The sequence below is a fragment of the Pedobacter gandavensis genome (genome assembly GCF_014172405.1).
In the GTDB taxonomy this organism is placed as follows: Bacteria; Bacteroidota; Bacteroidia; order Sphingobacteriales; family Sphingobacteriaceae; genus Pedobacter; species Pedobacter gandavensis.
In genome coordinates, this window is record NZ_WNXC01000005.1 from 59696 (window position 1) to 81267 (window position 21572).

The window sequence follows — 21572 nt, forward strand, 5'->3', positions numbered from 1 at the left end:
TTTAAGACCCTTGTTCTTATTTATTCCACCATACTGGTGTATTTAATTCATCCGGACCTTGAATAGAAAGCATGTCCTGGTAGTTTTTATTGTTCAAACTAGGCTCATCATTCGAGTAGCACTGTCTAACCGGAATTTGTTTTCCAAGGTTTTGAGCATTAGCACTAGGCGTTAATACCGGGAAACCTGTTCTTCTCCAATCAGACCATGATTCTGTAGCATAGCCCATATAGTTCGTCATCCATTTCTGAGTGATGATTTGCTTAATCGCATTTCCAGCATCATAAGCAACACCTGGCTGATTAAAATAGCTTGGAGTAGCAGTAACACCATTTTGTTCCATCGAAGCTTTAATTGCTGCAAGATAAGCCACTTCAGCCTGAGCATCATCAGGAGCACCAGTGATCCAACCCAGTTTGTAAGCTTCTGCTTTTGAAAGTAAAGTCTCTGCATAAGTGAAAATACGAACAGGAGAATCCTGAGATCTGAAAGCCTTACCAATCAGAGAAACATTACCAGGAAAACCTACACTACCAGAAGAATAACTTTTTCCGGCCTCTCCTTGAGTCAATCCATATGGCATACCTACATAGGTACCAGTTTTAGTCGTATCTGCATAAACTGATAAACGTGGGTCAGCAATCGCCGCCAATGCATCTACCATGGTATTGCTAATCGCATAGTCATAACGTTTATTTACTTCATAGTTGTAATAAATGTTATTTTCATTTGATGAATCCTTTAAGAATTTATAAACGATATTTTGTGCATTAGAATTGATCACACCTTCAGCAAGTGCCAGGTTAAATTCAGTTTTTCCCAAAGCAGGATCAACTTTCGACAACCTAAGTGCCATGTTCATTCTGATTGTCGCAGCAAAAGTTTTCCATTTGTTTTTATCACCTTCAAATAAGAAATCTCCTTTAGCCATTCCACCATTGTCAAAACCAGCAACAGCCTCTTTTAGCTCTTTAAATAGCGCAAGATACACCTCTTTCTGTCTGTCAAATTTTGGCGTAATTAAAGCCATTCCTTGTAAAGCCTCTGTATAAGGAATATCTCCCCATCTATCGGTCATATTTTGAAAATAGAATGCCTTCAAGATTCTAGCTACTGAAATCTGATTCGCATTGGAACCATTTGTAACCACATTAGGTGCATTTTTCGTCAACTCATCCGTATTTAATTTGATAATCAAAGTCAAATCTTCCAATGGACTATTGTATATACCGCCGTAGTTATAAATTTTAGTCGCGTAACGTGATTCAGACGTATACAATACTTCTGAAATCTGCTGCGTATACAATTTAGCCGCATAATCATTGATTACCCCTGGAACTGTTGCTGTTGAAGTAACTGCAGTCGTTCTACCCATGTAACGCTCAGCACTCGTCAACATCAACGAGGTTACCGGCTTTGCTGGTGAATTCGGGCTTACATTCAAATCACCGAAATCTCCTGGCTTGCAGCCCGTAGCAAGTGCTAATGAAGCCGCAAATATTATATAATTTATAAAACTCTTTTTCATTTTTTACTTTTTTAGAAAGTCACTTTTAAATTCAATCCGATTGTTCTTGTTCCTGGCAACTGTCCGCCTTCCAACCATTCACCTGCAGATTCTGAAGGATCAATTCCTGGGATAGCAGTGTAAATCAACCAAGGGTTACGGGCAACCAGTGAAACTGTAGCTCTTTGTGCTTTGATTTTAGAAAGGAAACTAGCCGGTAATGCATAGCCAAGCGAAAGTTCTCTTAATTTAAAGTAAGTCGCTTTGTAAGTGTTAGCACCCCAAACATATGGCATTTTATCCTGGTAATATTCCTGCGTATTTACATACGTTGTATTAGGCTGACCATCAGATTCACGGATACCTGGAATCAGGATACCGCCTCCAACTGAAACGTCATCTCTTTTTGGATTACCTTTATCATTCAGACCTGCTGTTTGTTTTGCCAAACCTGATCCATTTAAGTTTCCTTGAGTTACAGAAAATAACTTACCACCGATTTGGAAGTCCATAGAAGCTCCAAAGCTGAAAGATTTGTAGTTCAACATGGAAGTGAAACCACCAGTTAAATCTGGAACAAAAGATCCCAGGTTTTGCTCTGCTTCGATAATAGGCATACCTTCATCATCAATCAGGTTATTTCCATTTGCATCTTTTTTAATCCCTGGCGCAACAATTGTTCCCCATTCCTGACCCACACGACGTTCTACATTGATACGAGGACTTCCTACGTAACCGAAGGAATCAAATGGGAAGTTATTCAATCCTGGGTAAAGTGAAACGATTTTATTTTTGTTAATCGCAAAGTTGGCATTGATATCCCAAGTCCAGTCTTTTGACTTAATTGGCGTACCACCTAAACTCATCTCAAAACCATGACTCTTGATTTCACCTGCATTTACTAAAGCAGAAGAGAATCCAGTTGTCGAAGGAAGACTCAGGGAAATGATCTGATCTTTCGAAGTTCTGTCATAGTAATTGAAATTAAATCTCAATCTGTCTTTAATGAACCTTAATTCTAAACCTGCCTCATATGCATCAGATAATGCAGGTTTCAAATTTGCATTAGGAATCTGGTTAGGCACAGTAAGAGAAGGGTAATCACCATAAAATCCATTTGGACTATACGTTTGATAAATCTTGTATGGGTCCACATCAGAACCAGTACGTCCGGCAGAGAAAGTTGCTTTACCAAATGATAAGATGTCATTTGCAGGAATTAAATCACTGAATACAAAAGACAATGCCGCTCCACCGTATAGGTAAGAGTTGTTATTATCCGGCAAAGAAGAAGACCAGTCATTTCTGATGTTTAAATCTAAAAACAAGAAGTTCTTATAACCCGTATTCACGTAACCATACATACTTCTAACTTTTTTGTTGAAAATATTGCTGGTTAACAATGGTCTGTTTCTAGAAGCAGAAAGGTTGTAATAATCAGGAACGGTAAAACCACCTACTGTAGTACCTTGCATATCTTCGCTATGGTTGATACGCAACTCACCGAAAGCACCTGCATTAAAAGAGAATTCTCCTACTTGCTTTTTATAGTTTGCATCTAAAACAAAGTTGTTTTCTCTGGTGCGCTCTTGTTTTGAACGGTAACTTTCCTGGTTTAATGTTCCTGAAGCTACTCTTGATTCATCTCTGAAACTACCATAGTTGCCTTTTGCAGTAAAATTAATGTTTAAGTCCGGCAGTAATTTATAAGAAGCCTGCATAAATCCGAAAACCCTGGAAGTATTGCTTTCTGAAATATTCTCATAAGCTTCCGTATATGGATTATCCCAGTATTTAGGTGCTGAATTTCTTGGGTCTGAAATGTTCCAAGAAGTAAATGTACCATCTGGATTTCTATAGTTTCTCAGTTTTTTGATGTTGGTATCTCTGTGGAACCACTGGCTGAATGAACCTGCAGTTTGTGTTCCATAACCATCTAGTGGTGTATTGAAATTGTTGATCACCATGAAGTTAATGCTGGAGTTAATCGTCAATTTTTCAATTGGCTTATAAGTTCCATTTAAGCTCATTCTATTCTGATCTGCCTTCGTGTTTGGAGAAACACCTGTCTGATTTACATTGGTATAAGACATTCTACCACTGAATTTATCTCCTGATTGAGAGATCGCAATATTCGTGTTATTCTGAACACCAGTCTCATAAAAATCTCTGATGTTATTAGGCTGAGCCACATAAGGTGCAGTTTTAGCGTAATCAGAATCATATTTATTCCATGAATAGAAAGGAGCATAAGGAAGACCATCAAATCTTGGACCCCAACTCACATCATCCTGGTAGTTATGGTATCTAACCCCATCCATCGCTTTCAAAGCAGGAGCATCTTTAGTTGGATCATATTTGAAATATTCCCATTCCTGAGAAGAACCACCACCATATTCATTCTGGTATTTAGGTAATGTGGCTACGTTTTCAATTGTAGTACTGTGATTCAATTCCACACCGAAACCTTTTTTCAAGGCACCTTTAGATTTGATCACGACCACACCAGCATCACCCCTTTGGCCATATAAAGAAGTAGCCGCAGGGCCTTTCAATACAGTAAGGTCTTCTACATCATCCATATTTACACTCGTAGAAGGAACTACAACCCCATCTACAACATATAAAGGATCACGACCGCCATCAACACTACTAATACCACGAACGCGGATCTTAGAAGTACCGAATTTTGCACCTGAACCACCCAAAACCTGTACACCTGAGATTTTACCTGCTAAAGCAGTTCCAAGATCCAGTTGTTTAGTTTGTGTTAGCTGTTCCGCTTTTAAGCTTTGTTGTGCAGTACCTACAGAACGTTCTTTTCTGGTAATACCCAATGCAGAAGTAATATTTACTTCAGAAAGTGACTGTGCGTCAGCTTCCATAACTACATTGATCACATTTGAAGCGCCAATTGCTTTAGTAACGGTTTTATAACCAAGGTAAGAGAATTCGAGAGTGGTTGCTGAAGCAGGAGCACTTAATGAAAATTTGCCCTCTCCAGATGTTTGTGCACCAATTTTAGTGCTTACGATTCTAACGGTAACGCCCGGCAGCGGATTTCCATCTGCTTTATCCGTAACTGTACCACTGATTGTCCGATTTTGTGCTACCGCAGTCCCTGCGATAAACATCAAAATGAACAAACTTTGTAAAAGTTTCTTCATAAAAAAAATTAAAATTTAGGTTAGTTAATACGGCCTGAATATAGACAAACCTGAAAGGCGCAGCTCATCCAAAACCCGCACCAGAGGCTTAAATGACGGTTTCCTGACATAAAAACAGGCAAAAAACCCCATTTTTGAGCAACCAAAAACAGATTAAATTTTACGAAAGAAGATTATTCCAAATTATATTTTTCTTAGCTATAACTAAGAAGTGCTAAAACCATTTTTTATAGCGAAATCACAGTTTTAAATTAAAATGCATTTTTTTTGTAACAAATTTTATCATTTGGAGTCATCGAAACTGGAAAAATGCTGATAAATCAGACAAATTAGTCAACTAAAAACAGCGCATTCAGGAAAAGTTGCTTCCCATTTTCCCAAAAAGAGCGGAATAAAACGTTGGTTCCGATGTAAACAATAGTGCCTTTACCTAGAGATTGCACACCCAGCGTCATACCAGAACTTAAGGTTTTCACGACCTTCTTTCCTGCTACCCCAGCTACATAACTATCTGGCTTGAGCAGACCAACATTCCAGCCTCTGTTTAATGGTGCATAAACATGGTTGTCTGTTTTTAGTGCATAGTAATAAGCTCCTAAACCCGTAGAAAGCGGATGACCTGCATCTAGATGCAGCTTAAATATGGCCCCCGGGATCGCATCAGATAGATCTATTGCGTTTCGATTTGCATATAATGCCGGATTAACCAATAACTCCTCTTCTTTCATCTCGTCCTTCTTCTTGACTTCAAAAATCTTGGAATCAGTAACGCTTTGAACGGCATCCTCCAACAAAATCACCTTCCCCCCAATCTTGATCCAATCTTCCAGTTTGTCCATTGTTTCTACTGGATAAGTGCCATCAGGAAGAATCAACACATTGATTTTATTCAGATTAAGATTGTCTATATTTCTTAAGGCAATCAGGCTAACCGGATAATTTAACTCCTGCTCCATAAAATGCCAGACTTCCCCAACACTTTGTGAGGAGCTCTCCGGACCAGCAACAATAGCAACCTTTGGTACGGTTAAGATCCGATAAGCCGATGAGCCAAAATCCTTTCCCTTATCCACAAACCCACTTACAGCCGGGTAAAAAGCTTTTTTTGTTTTCCGTTCTATCGCAGCGATTTTTGCCGTTAAGGTAGGAATGACCCGTTCATTTTCTGTGCGATACACCAATAAAGAGCCCAATCCGAATTTACGTCCCGCCATCATAAAAGGCTCTTCCGCAATGCGAACCTTTATGTTTTCCTTTTGCAATTCCATCAATATTTGGGCATCAGGTAAACCACTCCAGGGGAAAATCCAGGCATAAGGCTTAACCACGGCAGGAAAAACTTCCTGCTTTTCTTCTGGCAAAGGATAAAGCCCTTTTATCGCTTCTGTGGTAGCAAAAGCAGGTAACCCATAAGCATAAGGCAATGCCCAGGCTGTAATATCATAAGTATTAGAATCAGTCACAGCAGTTTGCGGTTCCATTAATACATTGGCTAAGACCGCTCTGGCTTGGTTTAAATTAATGATCAGGTCGTTCCGATCCACTTTAAACCGCTCCATTTTACCGCTTTCATAGCTATAACCTGTTACTTCTTTATCCAACCCATAAGCGAATTGGATGTGGTTTTTTTTCAAAAGCCCCGCCAATTTGTGAAGGCGATAAGCATTCTGGGATTTGATGACAAAGCTTTTATAAGCACCGGGAGGATCCAGTACGCCCTTTTCAAAATACTTCCTAAACTCCTCAATCAATTGATCTGCATGATTAGAAACAGTTTCCAAGGTGGCCATACCCGTGGTAAAATGATGCGCAATTCTATCTTTTAAGGTTAATGTATCCCCATCGATGGTAGCCACAGCCAATCCAGCACCAATTCCCCCTTGCTCATAGGTCATCCCGATAGCCCCATTATATAAAGGATAGGTGTCCCCATAAGAAGGATATAACAAATCAAACTGCTCTTTGGTAAAATATTGCCAGCCATTCTGATCAAAATACTTCGCATTGTTCTTCCCGACCGTAATCTGGAAACTCCTTTGCCAAGGGCTGATGTCCTGATGAATCGGCTCTGCAGCAGGAGCAAAATAGTAGGGTTCATTGTAACTTTGCTCATGAAAATCGACATGTACTTCCGGCATCCAATCCTGGTATAAATCCAATCTTTGCTGTGTTTCTATCTGTGATTGCCATGCCCAGTCCCTGTTCAAATCGAAATAATAATGGTTAGAACGCCCACCTGGCCAGGGTTCAATATGCTCTCTGGCCATAGGATTTGGATTGGGTTGAATTCCCATGTTGGAGCCAAAAAAGTTCAGATATCGCTCCCTACCATCTGGATTGAGGCATGGATCTATGATGACCACTGTATTCTTTAGCCAATTTTGAATGCCAATAGATTTCGCTTCAGCAAGCGTAAACAACATTTTCAAAGCAGTTTCCGTAGAACTTGCCTCATTACCATGAACATTATAACTTAGCCATAAGATAGCCGGTTGCTTCCCTTTGATGAGTGGTTTTTCTGCGTTGCTCAAACTCAGATTTTGCCTTCTGATCAAATCCAGATTATCCATGTTCTCTTTTGCAGAGATCACCGCGACTAAAAGTTCTCTTCCTTCGTAGGTTGTACCATATTTCTGAATTTTGATGTTCTTATTGGCGGATCCCAAATATTTAAAATATTCAAGCACCTTATAATGCGGTGTAAACTTACTGCCCAAAGCGTAGCCTAAAAATTCATCAGGCGACTTTAACTGCGCTTCCGCAGGCTTTAGTCCAATCAGCAACAGCAAGAATGAAAGCAAATAATATTTCATAATCAGGATTTATTCTCCAAAATACTAAAGAATATTTTTTGTTTCTCTTTCATAGTGTAATTTTACCATATCATTTAGATTTAAGCACATGTCAACCAGCAATTCCCTGTATCAACATTTTTTAAGCCACCGTACAGTATGCACCGATACCAGGAGCATTACCAAAGACTGTTTGTTTTTTGCCTTAAAAGGAGAAAATTTTGATGCCAATTCCTTTGCTGCACAAGCTTTAAATCTAGGTGCAGCCTATGCCATCATCGATAATCCTGATTTTCTTCTGGATGATCGCACTATTTTAGTGCCAGATGTGTTGACCGCCTTACAGCAACTGGCTAAATACCACCGTGAGCAACTCCATATTCCGGTTATTGGCCTAACCGGAAGCAATGGTAAAACCACGACCAAAGAACTGATCAATGCCGTTCTTTCTGAAAAATATAAAACTTTTGCCACAAAAGGCAACCTCAATAACCATATTGGTGTCCCGCTTTCCCTACTTTCCTTGACCTCAGAAACGGAAATTGCAGTGATAGAAATGGGTGCAAATCACCAAAAAGAAATCGAATTTTTATGTGAACTCGCACAACCAACCCATGGCCTGATCACCAATATCGGCATGGCTCATTTAGATGGATTTGGCGGGTTTGAAGGCGTTAAGAAAGGAAAAGCTGAGCTTTTTGCCTACCTAAAAAAACACGATGGTACTGCTTTTATCAACCGTGATAATCCCTATTTATTAGAGATGACTGCAGCTGCAGATTTAACAAAAACCGTGTATTATGGTAAACAAGCGAACAATACCATCTCCGGTACCTTATTAAAAACAGATCCATTTTTAGAACTTTCCTGGACGGATCAGGTAAAAAAGCATGAAGTTCATACCCAGCTAACTGGTGCCTATAATTTCGAAAACATCCTTGCAGCGATTGTCATCAGTCATTTCTTTGGCTTGACTGAAGCAGAGATCAATGCGGGATTATCTGGATACCAACCGAAAAATAACCGTTCACAGCTGAGCAAAACGGATAAAAACACGGTCATCTGTGATTTTTACAATGCCAATCCGAGTAGCATGATCGCGGCTCTTGCCAATATAGCATCCCTTTCTGCGACAAAAAAAGTGGTGATTATCGGAGACATGTTTGAGCTGGGCAGCGAAGCCGCTGCACAACACCAACTCATCATTTCCGAAGCAGAAAAAACCCATATCAATACGCTCATTTTCATTGGAAAACACTTTTACGATGAAAAAGGAGCCCATAGGGGCCATTTCTTCCAAAGCCCGGCTGAAGCCAAAGAATTCCTGGAAAAAGAATCCATTGCAGATAGCCTGGTCTTGTTAAAAGGCTCGAGAGGGATGGCTCTCGAACAATTACTGCCGTTATTATAAGCGGTAAATCATTCATTATCTTTATTCCGATACCATTTTTGTATAGAATTTCATTCTAAATACAAATCAAAAAGAAAACAAAAACGCCCTTAAAACACTTGTTATAGAAATCAAAATTTCAAGGGATTTTCTGCGGCTCTGCTAGGGCTTTGCTAGGGCTAAACAGCGCCAAATCAGCCTTTCAAAACCGGCGAAATCCCCTTGAAAATCACCAGCTATAACCTCCCAATTTAAATGAGTATATACATTGCAGCTGACATAAACTTCAATTATACAGGAATTTAAACGCTACCTTGATCAAGGTTAAAAATAAATTTAACCCTAAAAAAAAGATCAATGGCAACATTTAAAAGCAGTCCCCTCGGGATACCCAATGGAAAAATCGGAGACGTAATTTTCTATGAAAGAAACGGAAAATTGATTTGCAAGCAGGCTGGGGTTCCAGGCTCACAAACTGAATTACAAAAGGCCAATTGCCAAGCCATGGCAGTCACCACAAAACTGCTCAGTCCCATACTCAAATTTATCAATATTGGCTTTGGACAACAGGTAAAAGGGATCGACAAAAATCCACATAATCTGGCCGTCAGTTACCACAAAAAACATGCTTTAAAAGGAGTTTACCCCAACATTCGGGTCGATTTTACGAAGGTGATTGTCAGCCAGGGCGAATTAGCTCAAATTACGGATATGAAATTCCGTCAAACAGCAACTGGCCTGCAATTTAACTGGGACCCTAAACTAAAATTTAAAGCGGAAGAATATGACGATCAGGTCATGATCTTAATTTATTATACGGCCCGAAAAAAAGCGGATCAATATTTAAATGCGGCAAGGAGAAGCGAGGGCGCTCATTTTATAGCAATGGACGAAGAAGATCTTGACTCCCCTTTGGCGGTCTACATCAGCCTTAAAAGCGCTGATGGCGCCAAAATTTCAGACAGCATGTATCTTGGAATGCTAAATCAGCCTTTGGAACGTTTAGCGATGTCTGCAGAGATGACAGCGATGGATGTAAAATATGAAGAGAAAAGGAAAATTAACGACCTTAAATCCAGGTTAACACAGGTCACAAAATTATATATCCAACAATTGACGGAAATACAAAAGGGGGAAAGAATTGAAGACAAAGCTTTTATAGCCCTGGAAGCTAATTATTTAACCCTTAAATCAAGTATTCGCCATATCTCGGAAACATTAGATCCCCAAAAAGATAGCAGCAAATTACTGGATAATTAAGGTTAAATGCTTCTTACTGAGCTATTGCAGAAACCTTTATTCCCGCGTCACTGATTTCTTTAAGTGGGTTATCACGCATATTTTGCTCCAGTTCCAACTCATATTTTCCTGGAGAAGGAAACTTATAATTGGTCAGTAAGGGCAAAGTATAGGTGTAAAGGTTGCCGGATCCAGCACCATTCCATTGGCCATCAGGTTGTGCCAGACGGTATTCGTATCGTCTGCTCGCCTTTTTCTCGCCTTGCTTGTTCAGGTGCATTAAGACAAAGATGTTGGAATAGCCATAATCAGCGGTATGGCGAAGCTTAAAATAGATATTATAAGGCTTGCTGCTATCGGTAATGTCAACTACCGCTTTTACTTTATGGTCATAGCTCCAATTTCTGGAGGGCATAGAAACATTATTGTCAATCACATTATTGGTATCGCAACCGCTCAAAAGAGCGGCTGTGATACCCGTAATTAGCATTAAAACTGCTTTAAAATTATTCATTTGCAGGCTTATCCGTTGGTTTTTTTCTGCGGTTATTATTTCTGTTCCTGTTGTTACGGCTTGGCTTTGGAGCAGGAGTCGTTCCATCTGCAGGCGCTGGTGTTGCATTCGTAGCTGGAGCTGTGACACTACCTGCTGGTGTTGCTGCCTTTGGCTGTCCAGCGGCCTTTGGTTGTGCTTGATTTTTTTGCTGCCCTGCGTTTCCTGGCGTACCGGCAGCTTTACCAGCACCTCTAGGTTGCCCTTTCGGTTGGCCAGCATTGCCAGCTCCCTGTTGTGCCTTAGCAGGAGCTGCGTTTGGAGTAGTCCCTTGTCCTTTTGGCTGTGCATTAGGATTCGGCTGACCCGCAGGGGCATTTTTATTGCCTTCCGGACGAGGTCTTGGTGCTTGCCCAGGTCTCGCCTGTTTTTCCGGTCTGGCCGTTTTATCTCCCCGATTGGGGTTATTATTCGTTCTTTGCTCACCTGTACGTGGCGCACTATTTCTGTTGTTATTATTGCGATTACCTTTGTTTCTAGGCTTGTCATCCAAACGCGTTAAGCTGTCCTGTCCAACTACATTTTCGTAATCAGGGATTTTCTCAATAACCGTGTTAGAAACCAGTTCTACCGCTTCTTCCTTCAGGTTATTTGGCTTCAACCCTTTCTTATTCATGGCCATGATCTCTTTCACACGATCCACTTTCAAAGGAATCCAGTCTTCCATATTTGGGTAGCTGAACCACATCAATTTCTTAAAGATATCGGTCTTCTGATGACGTGCAACGCCAACTTCCGTTTGCAGGTTTTCTACACGATCTGGAATGTCTTTCAAAGCATCAAGATAGGTATCCAACTCATAGTTTAAGCAACATTTCAACTTCCCACATTGCCCGGCAAGTTTCAAGGTATTTAGCGACAAATTCTGATACCTTGCAGCAGCAGTAGATACCGTTTTAAAGTTTGTCAACCAGGTAGAACAGCACAATTCACGTCCACATGAGCCAATTCCGCCCAATCTGCCCGCTTCTTGTCTCATTCCAATCTGACGCATTTCGATCCTGATTCTAAACGTTTCCGCCATTTTCTTGATCAATTCTCTAAAATCTACACGCCCTTCAGCAGTATAGAAGAAAGTCGCCTTGGTTTTATCACCCTGGTAATCTACATCACTGATTTTCATCGATAAACGTAAATCTAAAGCTAAGGTACGTGCCTTATGCATGGTTTCCCATTCCAAACCTTTTGCCAGTTTCCACTTCTCTACATCCGCTTCAGTAGCTTTCCTGTAAATCTTTCTGGTTACCTGATCAATCGGGGTCTTACGACGTTTCATCTGCATACGCACCAATTCTCCTGTAAGAGAAACATGGCCAATGTCGTAACCGCCTGTTGGCCCTTCTACGGCCACTAATTCCCCAATCTCAAGATAGATGTTCTCGTTGTTCAGGAAAAATTCCTTCCTGGCACCTTTAAATTTAACTTCTACTACTTGAAAAGGTATATAATTTGAGGGCATATCTAAATTCGACAGCCAATCGTAAACTTCTAATTTCTGACATCCTCCAGTAAGGCATGAGCCATTACTTTTGCAGCCCGAGGGGGCGCAACCGCCACCTGTAGAACAACTTCCACATCCCATAGTTAATTGTATATATATTGAGTCCCTTTCGGGAGCGTTTTAAACTTAATTATTTTTACCAATTGTAAAGATACATCTAAAAACAGAATTTTAGGGTTTGCATTCCTTTCAATATGGTAATGAGCGCGTTCCAGTTCCTGGATAATGGCCTCCGCCATCGGCAAATCCAGAACCTTTTCACTAAGCTTTTTTGCGGTATCTAATGTTCTTGCAGGCAGTTTTACGAGCACTTCTGCATCACTCAACAGGAGGCTACATTCCCTCAGAAAATTAATTCCGTATTTTAAAAAATTCTTTTGATTTTCTCTACCCCAACCTGCGGCCTGATCCACAAAAGTAGTCAGTTCTAACACACGGTTGCCATACCCCATCCTCAGCCACTCCGCAAACTTATCCGCATTGCCATTTTGCGTGTTCGCCAATAGTAGTTTGGCCTCGATCAGATTTCCATCCGCCAGAAAGCTATATTCAACAGCCTGCTCCTCCGGCATCCCATGTCTTTCCGTAAGGTAATTTTCAATCGTCTCATGAGGAAGCTTAGGAATTTTTACAATTTGCGTCCTGGACAACAGGGTCGACAAAATCTGCTCCTGGTTATTTGCCACCAATAAAAACAAGGTGTTTGCAGGTGGTTCTTCAATAATTTTCAGCAGGGCATTTCCTTCTCTATCCAGATATTCGGGCAGCCACATGATCAAAACCTTTGTCTCTGCTTCAAAAGCTTTATAGCTCAGCTTTTTTATAATATCATGACATTCGGCAATGTTAATGTTTGCCTGTTTATTCTCCGCATTCAACTTAGAGCGCCAAATATCCATGTCAAAATAAGGATCTTCCAGCAGCATACCGCGCCATTCATCGATCAAATCAACGGCAATTCTGGCATCTTTTGAGGCGAAAAAAGGATAGGAAAAATGCAAATCCGGATGAATATAGCGCTCGTACTTCCGGCAGGAAGAACAAGCCCCACAGCTATCATCACCCTGCTTATCAACACAATTGATGTATTGCGCATAAGCGATGGCCAGAGGTAAAGCACCACTCCCTTCAGACGACAAAAATAACTGGGCATGACTCACCCTGTTTTCCGCAACCGTTTGTACCAACTGCGCCTTAATCTGTTCCTGTCCGATGATGTCTTTAAATTGCATTTGGTGCAAAATAACAATTTTTTAGATTATTGATTTGCATATTTGCATTTATGCCTAGAATTCTAGCTTTTGATTACGGAACAAAACGGATCGGAATTGCCGTTACAGACCCCCTGCAAATTATTGCCACCGGGCTGGATACCATACATCCGAAAGACATCATCGAATACCTGAAAAAATATATGCTCACAGAAGCTGTGGAAGCCTTTGTTCTTGGAGATCCCATACAAATGGATGGCACACCTTCGGAATCCAAACAGCATGTGAAAGGTTTTGCAAAAATCTTACGGAGAACCTTCCCTGATATCCCACAATTCTGGATCGATGAGCGATTTACCTCTAAATTGGCTCATCAAACCATTATGCAAAGTGGCTTCAAAAAGCAAGACCGAAGGGATAAAGATCGCGTGGACACCATTGCTGCAACCATCATCCTGCAATATTTTATGGAACAGCCCCGTTTATAGTGCAATTAATAATTGCACACCAGATCAAATGATAAGAATAAGAATGCTGAACAAATAATTATGAGCCTGATTAATGACGAAATGCAGCAACTGCTGCTCAATTACTGCGAACCTGAATCGGATTTATTGAAGAAGATAGACCGGGAAACCAACCTTAAAGTACTGATGCCAAGAATGATTTCCGGACATTACCAAGGTCGCGTATTGAGTTTTTTGAGTAAAATGATCAGTCCGAACAGAATTTTAGAAATTGGGACGTTCACTGGTTATGCGACGATATGTCTGGCAGAAGGGCTCACTACAGATGGTATTATTTATACCCTTGACAAGAATGAGGAACTGGAAGAAATGGTGATCCGCAATCTTGCTGCTGCCCCTAATCCAGAGAAAATCCGTTACATTTTAGGAGATGCCACGCAGACCATCAATGACTTAGAGGAGACTTTTGACCTGGTATTTATTGATGCCGATAAAAAAAACAATGGTACTTATTACGACCAGATTTTCGACCGTGTACGCCCCGGAGGACTGATTATCGTAGATAATGTACTTTGGAGTGGCAAAGTGTTGAAGCAGGATCAAGATAAAGGAACTAAAAATATAAGTACATTTAATGATAAAATTGCGGCAGACGACCGTGTAGAAAAACTGATCCTCCCCATTAGGGACGGATTGTTTATCATCAGAAAAAAATAAAATATGGTTAAAAAACTATGGTCGATTTTGCTCAGCATCACACTTTTTAGTGTTGCTGCGCAGGCCCAAAGTACAGAAGATTATATTACTGAACGTGTAGATCACGCCCAGGAGCTTATGCGGGACAATGGCATTCCGGCCAGCGTCATCATTGCCGTTGCCATTCATGAATCTGCTTCCGGACAAAGCAAAATTGCCCGGTATATGAACAACCATTTTGGCATCAAAGGTCCCAATAGCAATACAGAAATCCGTTCCGCCTATCGGGATTATGAAACAGTCGAAGCCTCCTATGATCATTTTATTGAATTTTTGAAAAGCAGGGCAACTTTCAGTCCTTTATTCGACAAATATGATCAGTACGATTACCGGGCCTGGGCCAGAGGAATCCAACGTGGAGGATATGCGCACAGCCGCTCCTGGTCCTCGCAAATTGTTGGTCTCATCAAAAAATACGAACTTTACCAATATGATGAAAGACCGGAGGATTATGTAGAGCCTGCCCTTGTGCCAGTAAAGCATAGTGCAAAAAGAGCTTCAACAGCCAGCGGAAGAAGATATACGGTTAAAAGCGGTGATAATTTAAGTACCATTGCCAAACGTTACCATACCAGTACCAAAGCAATTATGAAAAAGAACGGATTGAAGAGCATACGCCTGAAACCCGGACAAAAAATAAGAATCTAATGAACAATAACTTTCTAATGAAAAGTAGAATAGTACTCCTTTCCCTGATCCTCCCGTTATTCTTTGCCTGTAAAACCAAACAATACAGTCGCAATAACAAACAGATAGAGAAAGCGGCCAATAAAGCAAATCCAGACATGCCTTCTTATACTACTTTAAACTACATTGAGGCGTTTAAAACCGTGGCCATTGAAGAAATGAATGCATTTGGAATTCCTGCAAGCATTACACTGGCACAAGGAATCATTGAATCTGGTAGCGGAAACAGCAGCCTGGCTAAGTTTGCCAACAACCATTTTGGCATTAAATGTACTTCTGAATGGAAAGGAAAGGCTTATTATAAAGATGATGATCAGGCTGATGATTGCTTCCGCGTGTATAAAGATGCAAGAGAATCTTATAAAGATCATTCGCAGTTTCTCAAAAGAAAACGTTACAGCTTCCTTTTTGAGCTGGACAAGAATGACTACAAAAACTGGGCTTACGGTCTAAAACAAGCAGGATATGCGACCAATCCGAAATATCCGACGATGCTGATCAATATCATTGAAAAATATCAGTTGAACCAATATGATCAATCGGAAACGGAAAGAGAGAAACTGAAAAGAGAAGACAAAGTATTCGCGCAAATCAATGCAGGCATCACTCAGGAAAAGCAAAAATTTACTCCGGTAGCGACGCCTCCTTCTAAACAGGTGATCAAAACGCCAACCGATACCACAGGCACTGTACCTGCCGGACCGGGATCTGTAGACCCTCTGGGACCTGATAAGACTTATACGGTGCAAAAAGGAGATACCCTTTACAATCTTTCTAAAAGATTCAACCTGAGCATTGAAACGATCAAAACGTTAAATGGGCTCGCAGAAGAGGGTATCAAAATCGGACAAAAGTTGATCTTAGTTAAATAATGTTAATCTTTAATCCGGAGCCCTGGATATCTTGTAATTTTGTATTTAATGAAGCGGTTAGGATTATTCTTTTTACTTTCTTTTATAGGTTTTAAAATTTCAGCACAACAACCTGCGCTACAGCGAGCTGTGACTCAGCAACCTGTTGTAAGGGGATTTGTGGTGGATAAGGAATCGAAATTACGCCTGGCAAAGGTTTATATCTATAATTCCAGTAAGGATGAAGGTATTTACAACAATCCCAAAGGGGAATTTAGCATCAAAGCCACTGTTGGAGATACCTTATTCGCCGTGTTACAAGGGTATGCGCTGGACACGATCGTCTATAAAGGCCAGAATGCCGTTTACTTTCAACTCAAATCTTTGGGCATCAGCCTGAAAGAGGTCGCTATTATCGGCGATAAATATACGCCACAGCAACGTCATGAACTCAGCTTAAAAGAATATAAATATGCGCTGGATAAAGGCAAAGCTAAAGACCTGCTGAATCTTGGAACCGGAGGTGTGGGACTAGGTATTGATGCCATTTACAATTTACTGAGCCGCGATGGCAAGAATGCCAGACACCTGCAGAAGATCCTCGAAAAGGACTATAAAGAAGCTATTATTGACTATAGATTTAAACCCGAGTATGTCAAAAGGGTACTCCATATCGGGGATTATGAAGCCTCAGATTTCATGTTACAATATCGGCCTACGTATCAGTTTGCATTAACGGCATCCGATTATGCCTTTATTGTGTTCCTGAAAAACAGTTATTCCAGTTATAAGCGAAATCCGGCCGCATTCCGGCTTCAACCACTACCGAAATTAACCGTTGATGAGTTTTGAGGTATTTCTTTTTGATATGGCCCCGGATGTCTGCCAATGCGATGGCCATCTTTCCCTTTATCATTCTGCAAAATAAGCATCAAAAGACCAATCCAACGTTAATCAACCATGAGCGCATTCACTTGCGCCAGCAACTGGAACTGTTGGTCCTTCCCTTCTATCTTTTATACGGTTTGAATTATTTGCTCAACCTTTATCGCTTTAAAAACCATTATCTGGCCTACTTTAACATCCGATTTGAGCGCGAAGCCTACGCCAATGAACAGGATTTAGGTTATTTAAAAAGACGTAAGTTCTTTTCCTGGTGGCTCTATCGTGCTGAAAAGCCGTAATTACCTCAGCATCTGCAATAAGTTTGCTATTAAACTTTTAATAAGCAACATTTTTGTTTTTCTTTGTAGGAATGAAGATTTTTTACGTCAGCTTCTTATTGGTTTTAGTCGTGTCCCTCAATTCAGCATCTGCACAGGAAGTAGTAGATAGCATTCCAATTGATACCAAAGGTTTAGACATCAAACTTAAGCGCAGTCCGCTGCCTTCCAGAACAGGAAACCTAAACTTTAAACCCGTTCCCTTTGCTCCGATTGTAGTGGATGCAAAAGTGAATTACTGGAAAACCAGAACTTCTGTGGGCATCAATTTCAACCAGGCAACCTTTTCGAATAACTGGAAAGGTGGTGGGGTAAACTCCCTGGCCATCGGCGGATTGGTAAATTACAAAGCCGAATACAGCAAAGAAAGTTATAGTTATGTGAGTGAACTGATCCTGGAATATGGAAAGGTTAGAAATAAAGGACAACTTCAGAAAAAGACAAGAGACCGTATCTTCTGGGACAACAAGGCCGCCATTCAAATGTCTAAAAACTGGTATTTCTTCGGTTCCATCAACTTTGAATCTCAATTTGACAAAGGTTTTAAATATTCTACCAACAGTGAGGGTGTGGAATCAGAAATCTTGATTTCCAGATTTATGGCCCCGGGTTATTTAACAGAATCTATGGGTTTTGAGTATAAACCGAATAAGTTTTTCTCTACGAGGATTGGTACAGGTACTGCCCGTCAGACTTTTGTACTGGACACCACGATTTATAAAAATAACAACAGTAATTATGGTCTGGAAAGAGGCAAAAAGTTCAAAAATGAGCTCGCTTTTCAGGTGGTTGCCAATTTTGAGAAAGAAGTATTTCCAAATACCTTCTTAAAATCAAGGTATCAGATGTTTATTCCATACGACAGACCTTTGGAGCACATCGATCACCGTCTGGATGTAGAAGTGAGATCTAAGCTAAACAGGCTGATGAATGTCTCCCTTACCTGCGTAGGACTGTTTGATAAGGATAATGATCCGCGAATTCAGGCCAGTCAGGTCCTCGCCCTCGGCGTGATGTTTGTTTTCCCGAGGTAATACTTTACAATTATTCCGCATTCATTCCGCCAAATTTAATAACTTTGGCTTTCACAAAAAATTGAACACTAAGCATTAAAGAAAATGTTTGAAAATTTACAGGATAAACTAGACCGTGCATTTAAAGTTTTAAAAGGACAAGGCAGTATTACAGAAATCAACGTGGCCGAAACCATGAAAGAAATCCGTAAGGCTTTGTTAGATGCCGACGTAAATTACAAAACAGCAAAGAGCTTTACCGATGAGGTAAAAGAAAAAGCGCTGGGCTTAAATGTACTTACTGCTGTTTCTCCAGGTCAGTTGCTGACCAAAGTAATGAACGATGAGCTAACTGCCCTAATGGGTGGTGAAGTGACAGAGTTAGATCTTAAAACCAATCCAACCATCATATTGATCGCCGGACTGAATGGTGCAGGTAAAACTACCTTCGCCGGAAAACTGGCCAACCACCTGAAAAGTAAAGGCAAGAAACCTTTATTGGTTGCGGGTGACATGTATCGCCCTGCGGCGGTAGACCAGTTACAGATTCTTGGGGAGCAGATTGGCGTGCCTGTATATGCAAATATCGCATCGAAGGATCCGGTAGCTATTGCGATGGAAGGTATTGCTGAAGGTAAAAAGAACCACAACAATGTAATTATTATTGATACGGCAGGTCGTCTGGCAATAGACGAGGAGATGATGAATGAGATCGCTGCCGTAAAAGAACATACAAAACCACACGAAATTCTTTTTGTAGTGGATGCCATGACCGGACAAGATGCGGTGAATACGGCAAAAACATTTAACGAAAGGTTAGACTTTACCGGGGTGGTGTTAACCAAACTGGATGGTGATACCCGTGGTGGTGCGGCATTATCGATTAAATCGGTTGTGAACAAGCCGATTAAATTTATTGGTACCGGTGAGAAAATGGAAGCCCTGGATGTCTTCTATCCAGACAGGATGGCTTCACGTATCTTGGGTATGGGTGACGTGGTTTCCCTTGTTGAGCGTGCACAAGAGCAGTTTGACGAGAAAGAAGCTGCAGAACTTCAAAAGAAAATTCGTAAGAACAAATTCGATTTCAACGATTTCTACAGCCAGATTCAGCAGATCAAGAAAATGGGTAACATGAAAGACTTGATGGGCATGATTCCAGGGGTCAGCAAAATGATGAAGAATGTAGAGATCGAAGATGATGCTTTCAAAAATGTGGAAGCCATTATCCAATCGATGACCAAATTCGAGCGTGAAAACCCGGATAGCATTCAACAAAGCAGACGCGCAAGAATTGCTAAAGGTTCAGGAAACAAAATTGAAGATGTGACGAAACTGATCAAACAGTTCGAAGACATGCGTAAAGTCATGAAGCAGTTCTCTAATCCTGCAGCAGCAGCGAAAATGATGAAGAACATGCCGAAAATGCCAATGGGCAGAATGTAGGATTCAGCGCTTTAAAAAGAATATTTTTTGATAAAAATAGAAAACCCGGCTCTTCAAGGCCGGGTTTTTTATTTACGTTTTATTTGCCAGAATCCAACCACGGTATGTGTTATCCGCATAGATTAGACCTGAACCTGATCTCTTAACTATGCTGGTAAAAACTTATGGAAGTGCTGTTTTTGGCGTCGATGCGCTCACCATTACCATTGAAGTCTGCATTGGTGGCGGCAACAAATACCATATCGTGGGCCTACCGGACAATACGATCAGGGAAAGCTTAAGAAGGATAGAAAGCGCGATCCAGTCGGCCGGACTAAAAATGCCCAGACAAAAGATTGTCATTAATCTGGCGCCAGCAGACATCCGCAAAGAAGGCTCCGCCTATGACCTTCCTATTGCCATTGCTATTCTTGCAGCCTCAGGGCAAATTGAAGTGGCAGACACTGCTCAATACTTCATTATGGGAGAACTTTCCTTAGATGGCGGATTACAGCCCATTAGGGGCGCCTTGCCGATTGCCATACAGGCCCATGCTGCAGGATTCAAAGGCTTTATCCTCCCCAAAGACAATTCCAGGGAAGCAGCAATCGTAACAGAGCTACTTGTTTACGGCATGAACAACCTGATGGAAGTGGTGGCGTTTTTTAAGCATGTGGAGGACAAGCCTGCACCTACCTTGCTGGATACCACAACCGGTGTTCTTCCATTACCTGAGGGCTTTGAATATGATTTTTCTGAGGTTAAAGGTCAGGAGAATATCAAGCGTGCCTTAGAGATCGCTGCTGCCGGTGGCCATAACCTGATTCTGATTGGTCCACCAGGTGCAGGGAAAACAATGTTGGCGAAGAGATTACCAAGTATTTTACCTCCATTGAGTATTCCTGAGGCGCTGGAAACCACAAAAATCCATTCCGTTGCCGGAAAGCTAAATGCACTGGATGCGCTCCTAACGAGTCGGCCTTACCGTTGCCCTCACCACACCATTTCGGACGTAGCTTTGGTGGGTGGCGGTGCAAATCCACAACCCGGAGAAATTTCCTTAGCCCATAACGGGGTGCTGTTCCTTGATGAGTTACCTGAGTTTAAAAGAAGCGTTTTGGAAGTGATGCGCCAACCTTTGGAAGACCGTAATATCACCATTTCCAGAGCTAAACTGAGCGTTAGTTATCCCGCAAGTTTTATGTTGATCGCTTCCATGAATCCCTGCCCCTGCGGATTCTATAACCACCCCTCCAAAGAATGTACCTGTGGCTCTGGTTTAGTCCAAAAATACCTCAGCAAGATTTCCGGCCCATTACTGGATCGAATAGACCTCCATGTGGAAGTGACGCCCGTAAATTTTAAAGAGTTAACCTCTTCCGCGGAGGCTGAAAAAAGTGAAGAAATCAGGGGGCGTGTCATTGCGGCAAGAACCATTCAGGGGATCCGTTTTCATGGAAGACCCGATTTGCATTGCAATGCACAGATGAATGCCGCTCTGGTTCGGCAAGTTTGCCAGATAGATAAGAAAGGACAGGCCTTGATTAAGAAAGCCATGGAAAGACTGGGGCTATCTGCCAGAGCCTATGACCGGATTTTAAAAGTTGCCAGAACAATTGCTGACCTCGCAGGGACGGAAGATATCCGGTCAGAACATCTAGCCGAAGCCATTAATTACCGCAGTCTGGATCGGGACAGTTGGGCTTCTTAAAAGCAACAGACCACTAGGAGCCCGGAAGAAAAGGAAAAGGATAAGTACAGTTTAAGTAGGATACTCAAATTTGTTCATT

17 protein-coding genes are annotated in these 21572 nt (G+C 41.2%); 11 read left to right on the forward strand and 6 right to left on the reverse strand.

Annotated features, from left to right (window positions below; translation table 11 throughout):
* Positions 1-16: 16 nt before the first annotated feature.
* From GM920_RS14415 to GM920_RS14425, 3 genes are all read right to left on the reverse strand, one after another.
* Positions 17-1528, reverse strand: coding sequence for a SusD/RagB family nutrient-binding outer membrane lipoprotein (locus GM920_RS14415; RefSeq protein ID WP_182958623.1), 1512 nt, complete (start codon positions 1526-1528; stop codon positions 17-19).
* Positions 1529-1539: 11 nt separating this feature from the next.
* Positions 1540-4674, reverse strand: a complete 3135-nt coding sequence (locus tag GM920_RS14420) for a SusC/RagA family TonB-linked outer membrane protein (RefSeq protein WP_182958625.1) — start codon at positions 4672-4674, stop codon at positions 1540-1542.
* A 329-nt stretch (positions 4675-5003) separates the two neighbouring features.
* Entirely contained in the window at positions 5004-7487 is a 2484-nt protein-coding gene (locus GM920_RS14425; protein WP_182958627.1) for a M14 family metallopeptidase, read from the reverse strand.
* Between the two features lie 88 nt (positions 7488-7575).
* Here GM920_RS14425 and GM920_RS14430 point away from each other — a divergent pair, with 88 nt between their 5' ends.
* Both GM920_RS14430 and GM920_RS14435 read left to right on the forward strand, forming a co-directional pair.
* Positions 7576-8877 carry a UDP-N-acetylmuramoyl-tripeptide--D-alanyl-D-alanine ligase gene (locus GM920_RS14430; RefSeq protein WP_182958629.1) on the forward strand — a complete coding sequence of 434 codons (1302 nt, stop codon included), beginning with the start codon at positions 7576-7578 and terminating at the stop codon, positions 8875-8877.
* Positions 8878-9213: 336 nt separating this feature from the next.
* A complete protein-coding gene (locus tag GM920_RS14435) occupies positions 9214-10116 on the forward strand; it encodes a DUF6266 family protein (protein ID WP_182958631.1) in 903 nt (300 codons plus the stop codon).
* Between the two features lie 13 nt (positions 10117-10129).
* Here GM920_RS14435 and GM920_RS14440 read toward each other — a convergent pair whose 3' ends face one another.
* From GM920_RS14440 to GM920_RS14450, 3 genes are read right to left on the reverse strand one after another with little or no spacing between them, the layout of a single operon-like run.
* Positions 10130-10609 carry a gliding motility lipoprotein GldH gene (locus GM920_RS14440; protein WP_182958633.1) on the reverse strand — a complete coding sequence of 160 codons (480 nt, stop codon included), beginning with the start codon at positions 10607-10609 and terminating at the stop codon, positions 10130-10132.
* The gene (gene ricT / locus GM920_RS14445) at positions 10602-12230 is read right to left on the reverse strand and encodes a PSP1 domain-containing protein (RefSeq protein WP_235964535.1); all 1629 of its coding nucleotides are present in this window, start codon (positions 12228-12230) and stop codon (positions 10602-10604) included. Before ricT ends, GM920_RS14440 begins: the two co-directional genes overlap by 8 nt.
* A 2-nt stretch (positions 12231-12232) precedes the next feature.
* Positions 12233-13381, reverse strand: coding sequence for a DNA polymerase III subunit (locus tag GM920_RS14450; protein ID WP_182958636.1), 1149 nt, complete (start codon positions 13379-13381; stop codon positions 12233-12235).
* Between the two features lie 50 nt (positions 13382-13431).
* Between GM920_RS14450 and ruvX the strand changes: the two genes are divergently transcribed.
* The 9 genes from ruvX to GM920_RS14495 all read left to right on the forward strand — a co-directional run bounded on the left by ruvX (position 13432) and on the right by GM920_RS14495 (position 21493).
* Positions 13432-13848 carry a Holliday junction resolvase RuvX gene (gene ruvX, locus GM920_RS14455; RefSeq protein WP_182958638.1) on the forward strand — a complete coding sequence of 139 codons (417 nt, stop codon included), beginning with the start codon at positions 13432-13434 and terminating at the stop codon, positions 13846-13848.
* 60 nt (positions 13849-13908) lie between these two features.
* Positions 13909-14544, forward strand: coding sequence for an O-methyltransferase (locus GM920_RS14460; protein WP_182958640.1), 636 nt, complete (start codon positions 13909-13911; stop codon positions 14542-14544).
* A 3-nt stretch (positions 14545-14547) separates the two neighbouring features.
* A complete protein-coding gene (locus GM920_RS14465; RefSeq protein ID WP_182958644.1) occupies positions 14548-15231 on the forward strand; it encodes a glucosaminidase domain-containing protein in 684 nt (227 codons plus the stop codon).
* A 17-nt stretch (positions 15232-15248) separates the two neighbouring features.
* On the forward strand, positions 15249-16142 hold the full coding sequence (locus GM920_RS14470; RefSeq protein ID WP_182958647.1) for a glucosaminidase domain-containing protein: 894 nt from the start codon (positions 15249-15251) through the stop codon (positions 16140-16142).
* 48 nt (positions 16143-16190) lie between these two features.
* Positions 16191-16973 carry a hypothetical protein gene (locus GM920_RS14475; RefSeq protein ID WP_182958650.1) on the forward strand — a complete coding sequence of 261 codons (783 nt, stop codon included), beginning with the start codon at positions 16191-16193 and terminating at the stop codon, positions 16971-16973.
* A complete protein-coding gene (locus tag GM920_RS14480) occupies positions 16970-17305 on the forward strand; it encodes a hypothetical protein (RefSeq protein ID WP_235964536.1) in 336 nt (111 codons plus the stop codon). The genes GM920_RS14475 and GM920_RS14480 overlap by 4 nt, the downstream gene beginning before the upstream one ends.
* Positions 17306-17376: 71 nt before the next feature.
* A complete protein-coding gene (locus GM920_RS14485) occupies positions 17377-18378 on the forward strand; it encodes a DUF3078 domain-containing protein (RefSeq protein ID WP_182958654.1) in 1002 nt (333 codons plus the stop codon).
* 84 nt (positions 18379-18462) lie between these two features.
* The gene (ffh, locus tag GM920_RS14490) at positions 18463-19803 is read left to right on the forward strand and encodes a signal recognition particle protein (RefSeq protein ID WP_182958657.1); all 1341 of its coding nucleotides are present in this window, start codon (positions 18463-18465) and stop codon (positions 19801-19803) included.
* A gap of 148 nt (positions 19804-19951) precedes the next feature.
* Positions 19952-21493: a YifB family Mg chelatase-like AAA ATPase gene (locus GM920_RS14495; RefSeq protein WP_182958659.1), complete on the forward strand. Its 1542-nt coding sequence runs from the start codon at positions 19952-19954 to the stop codon at positions 21491-21493.
* Positions 21494-21572: the final 79 nt, after the last annotated feature.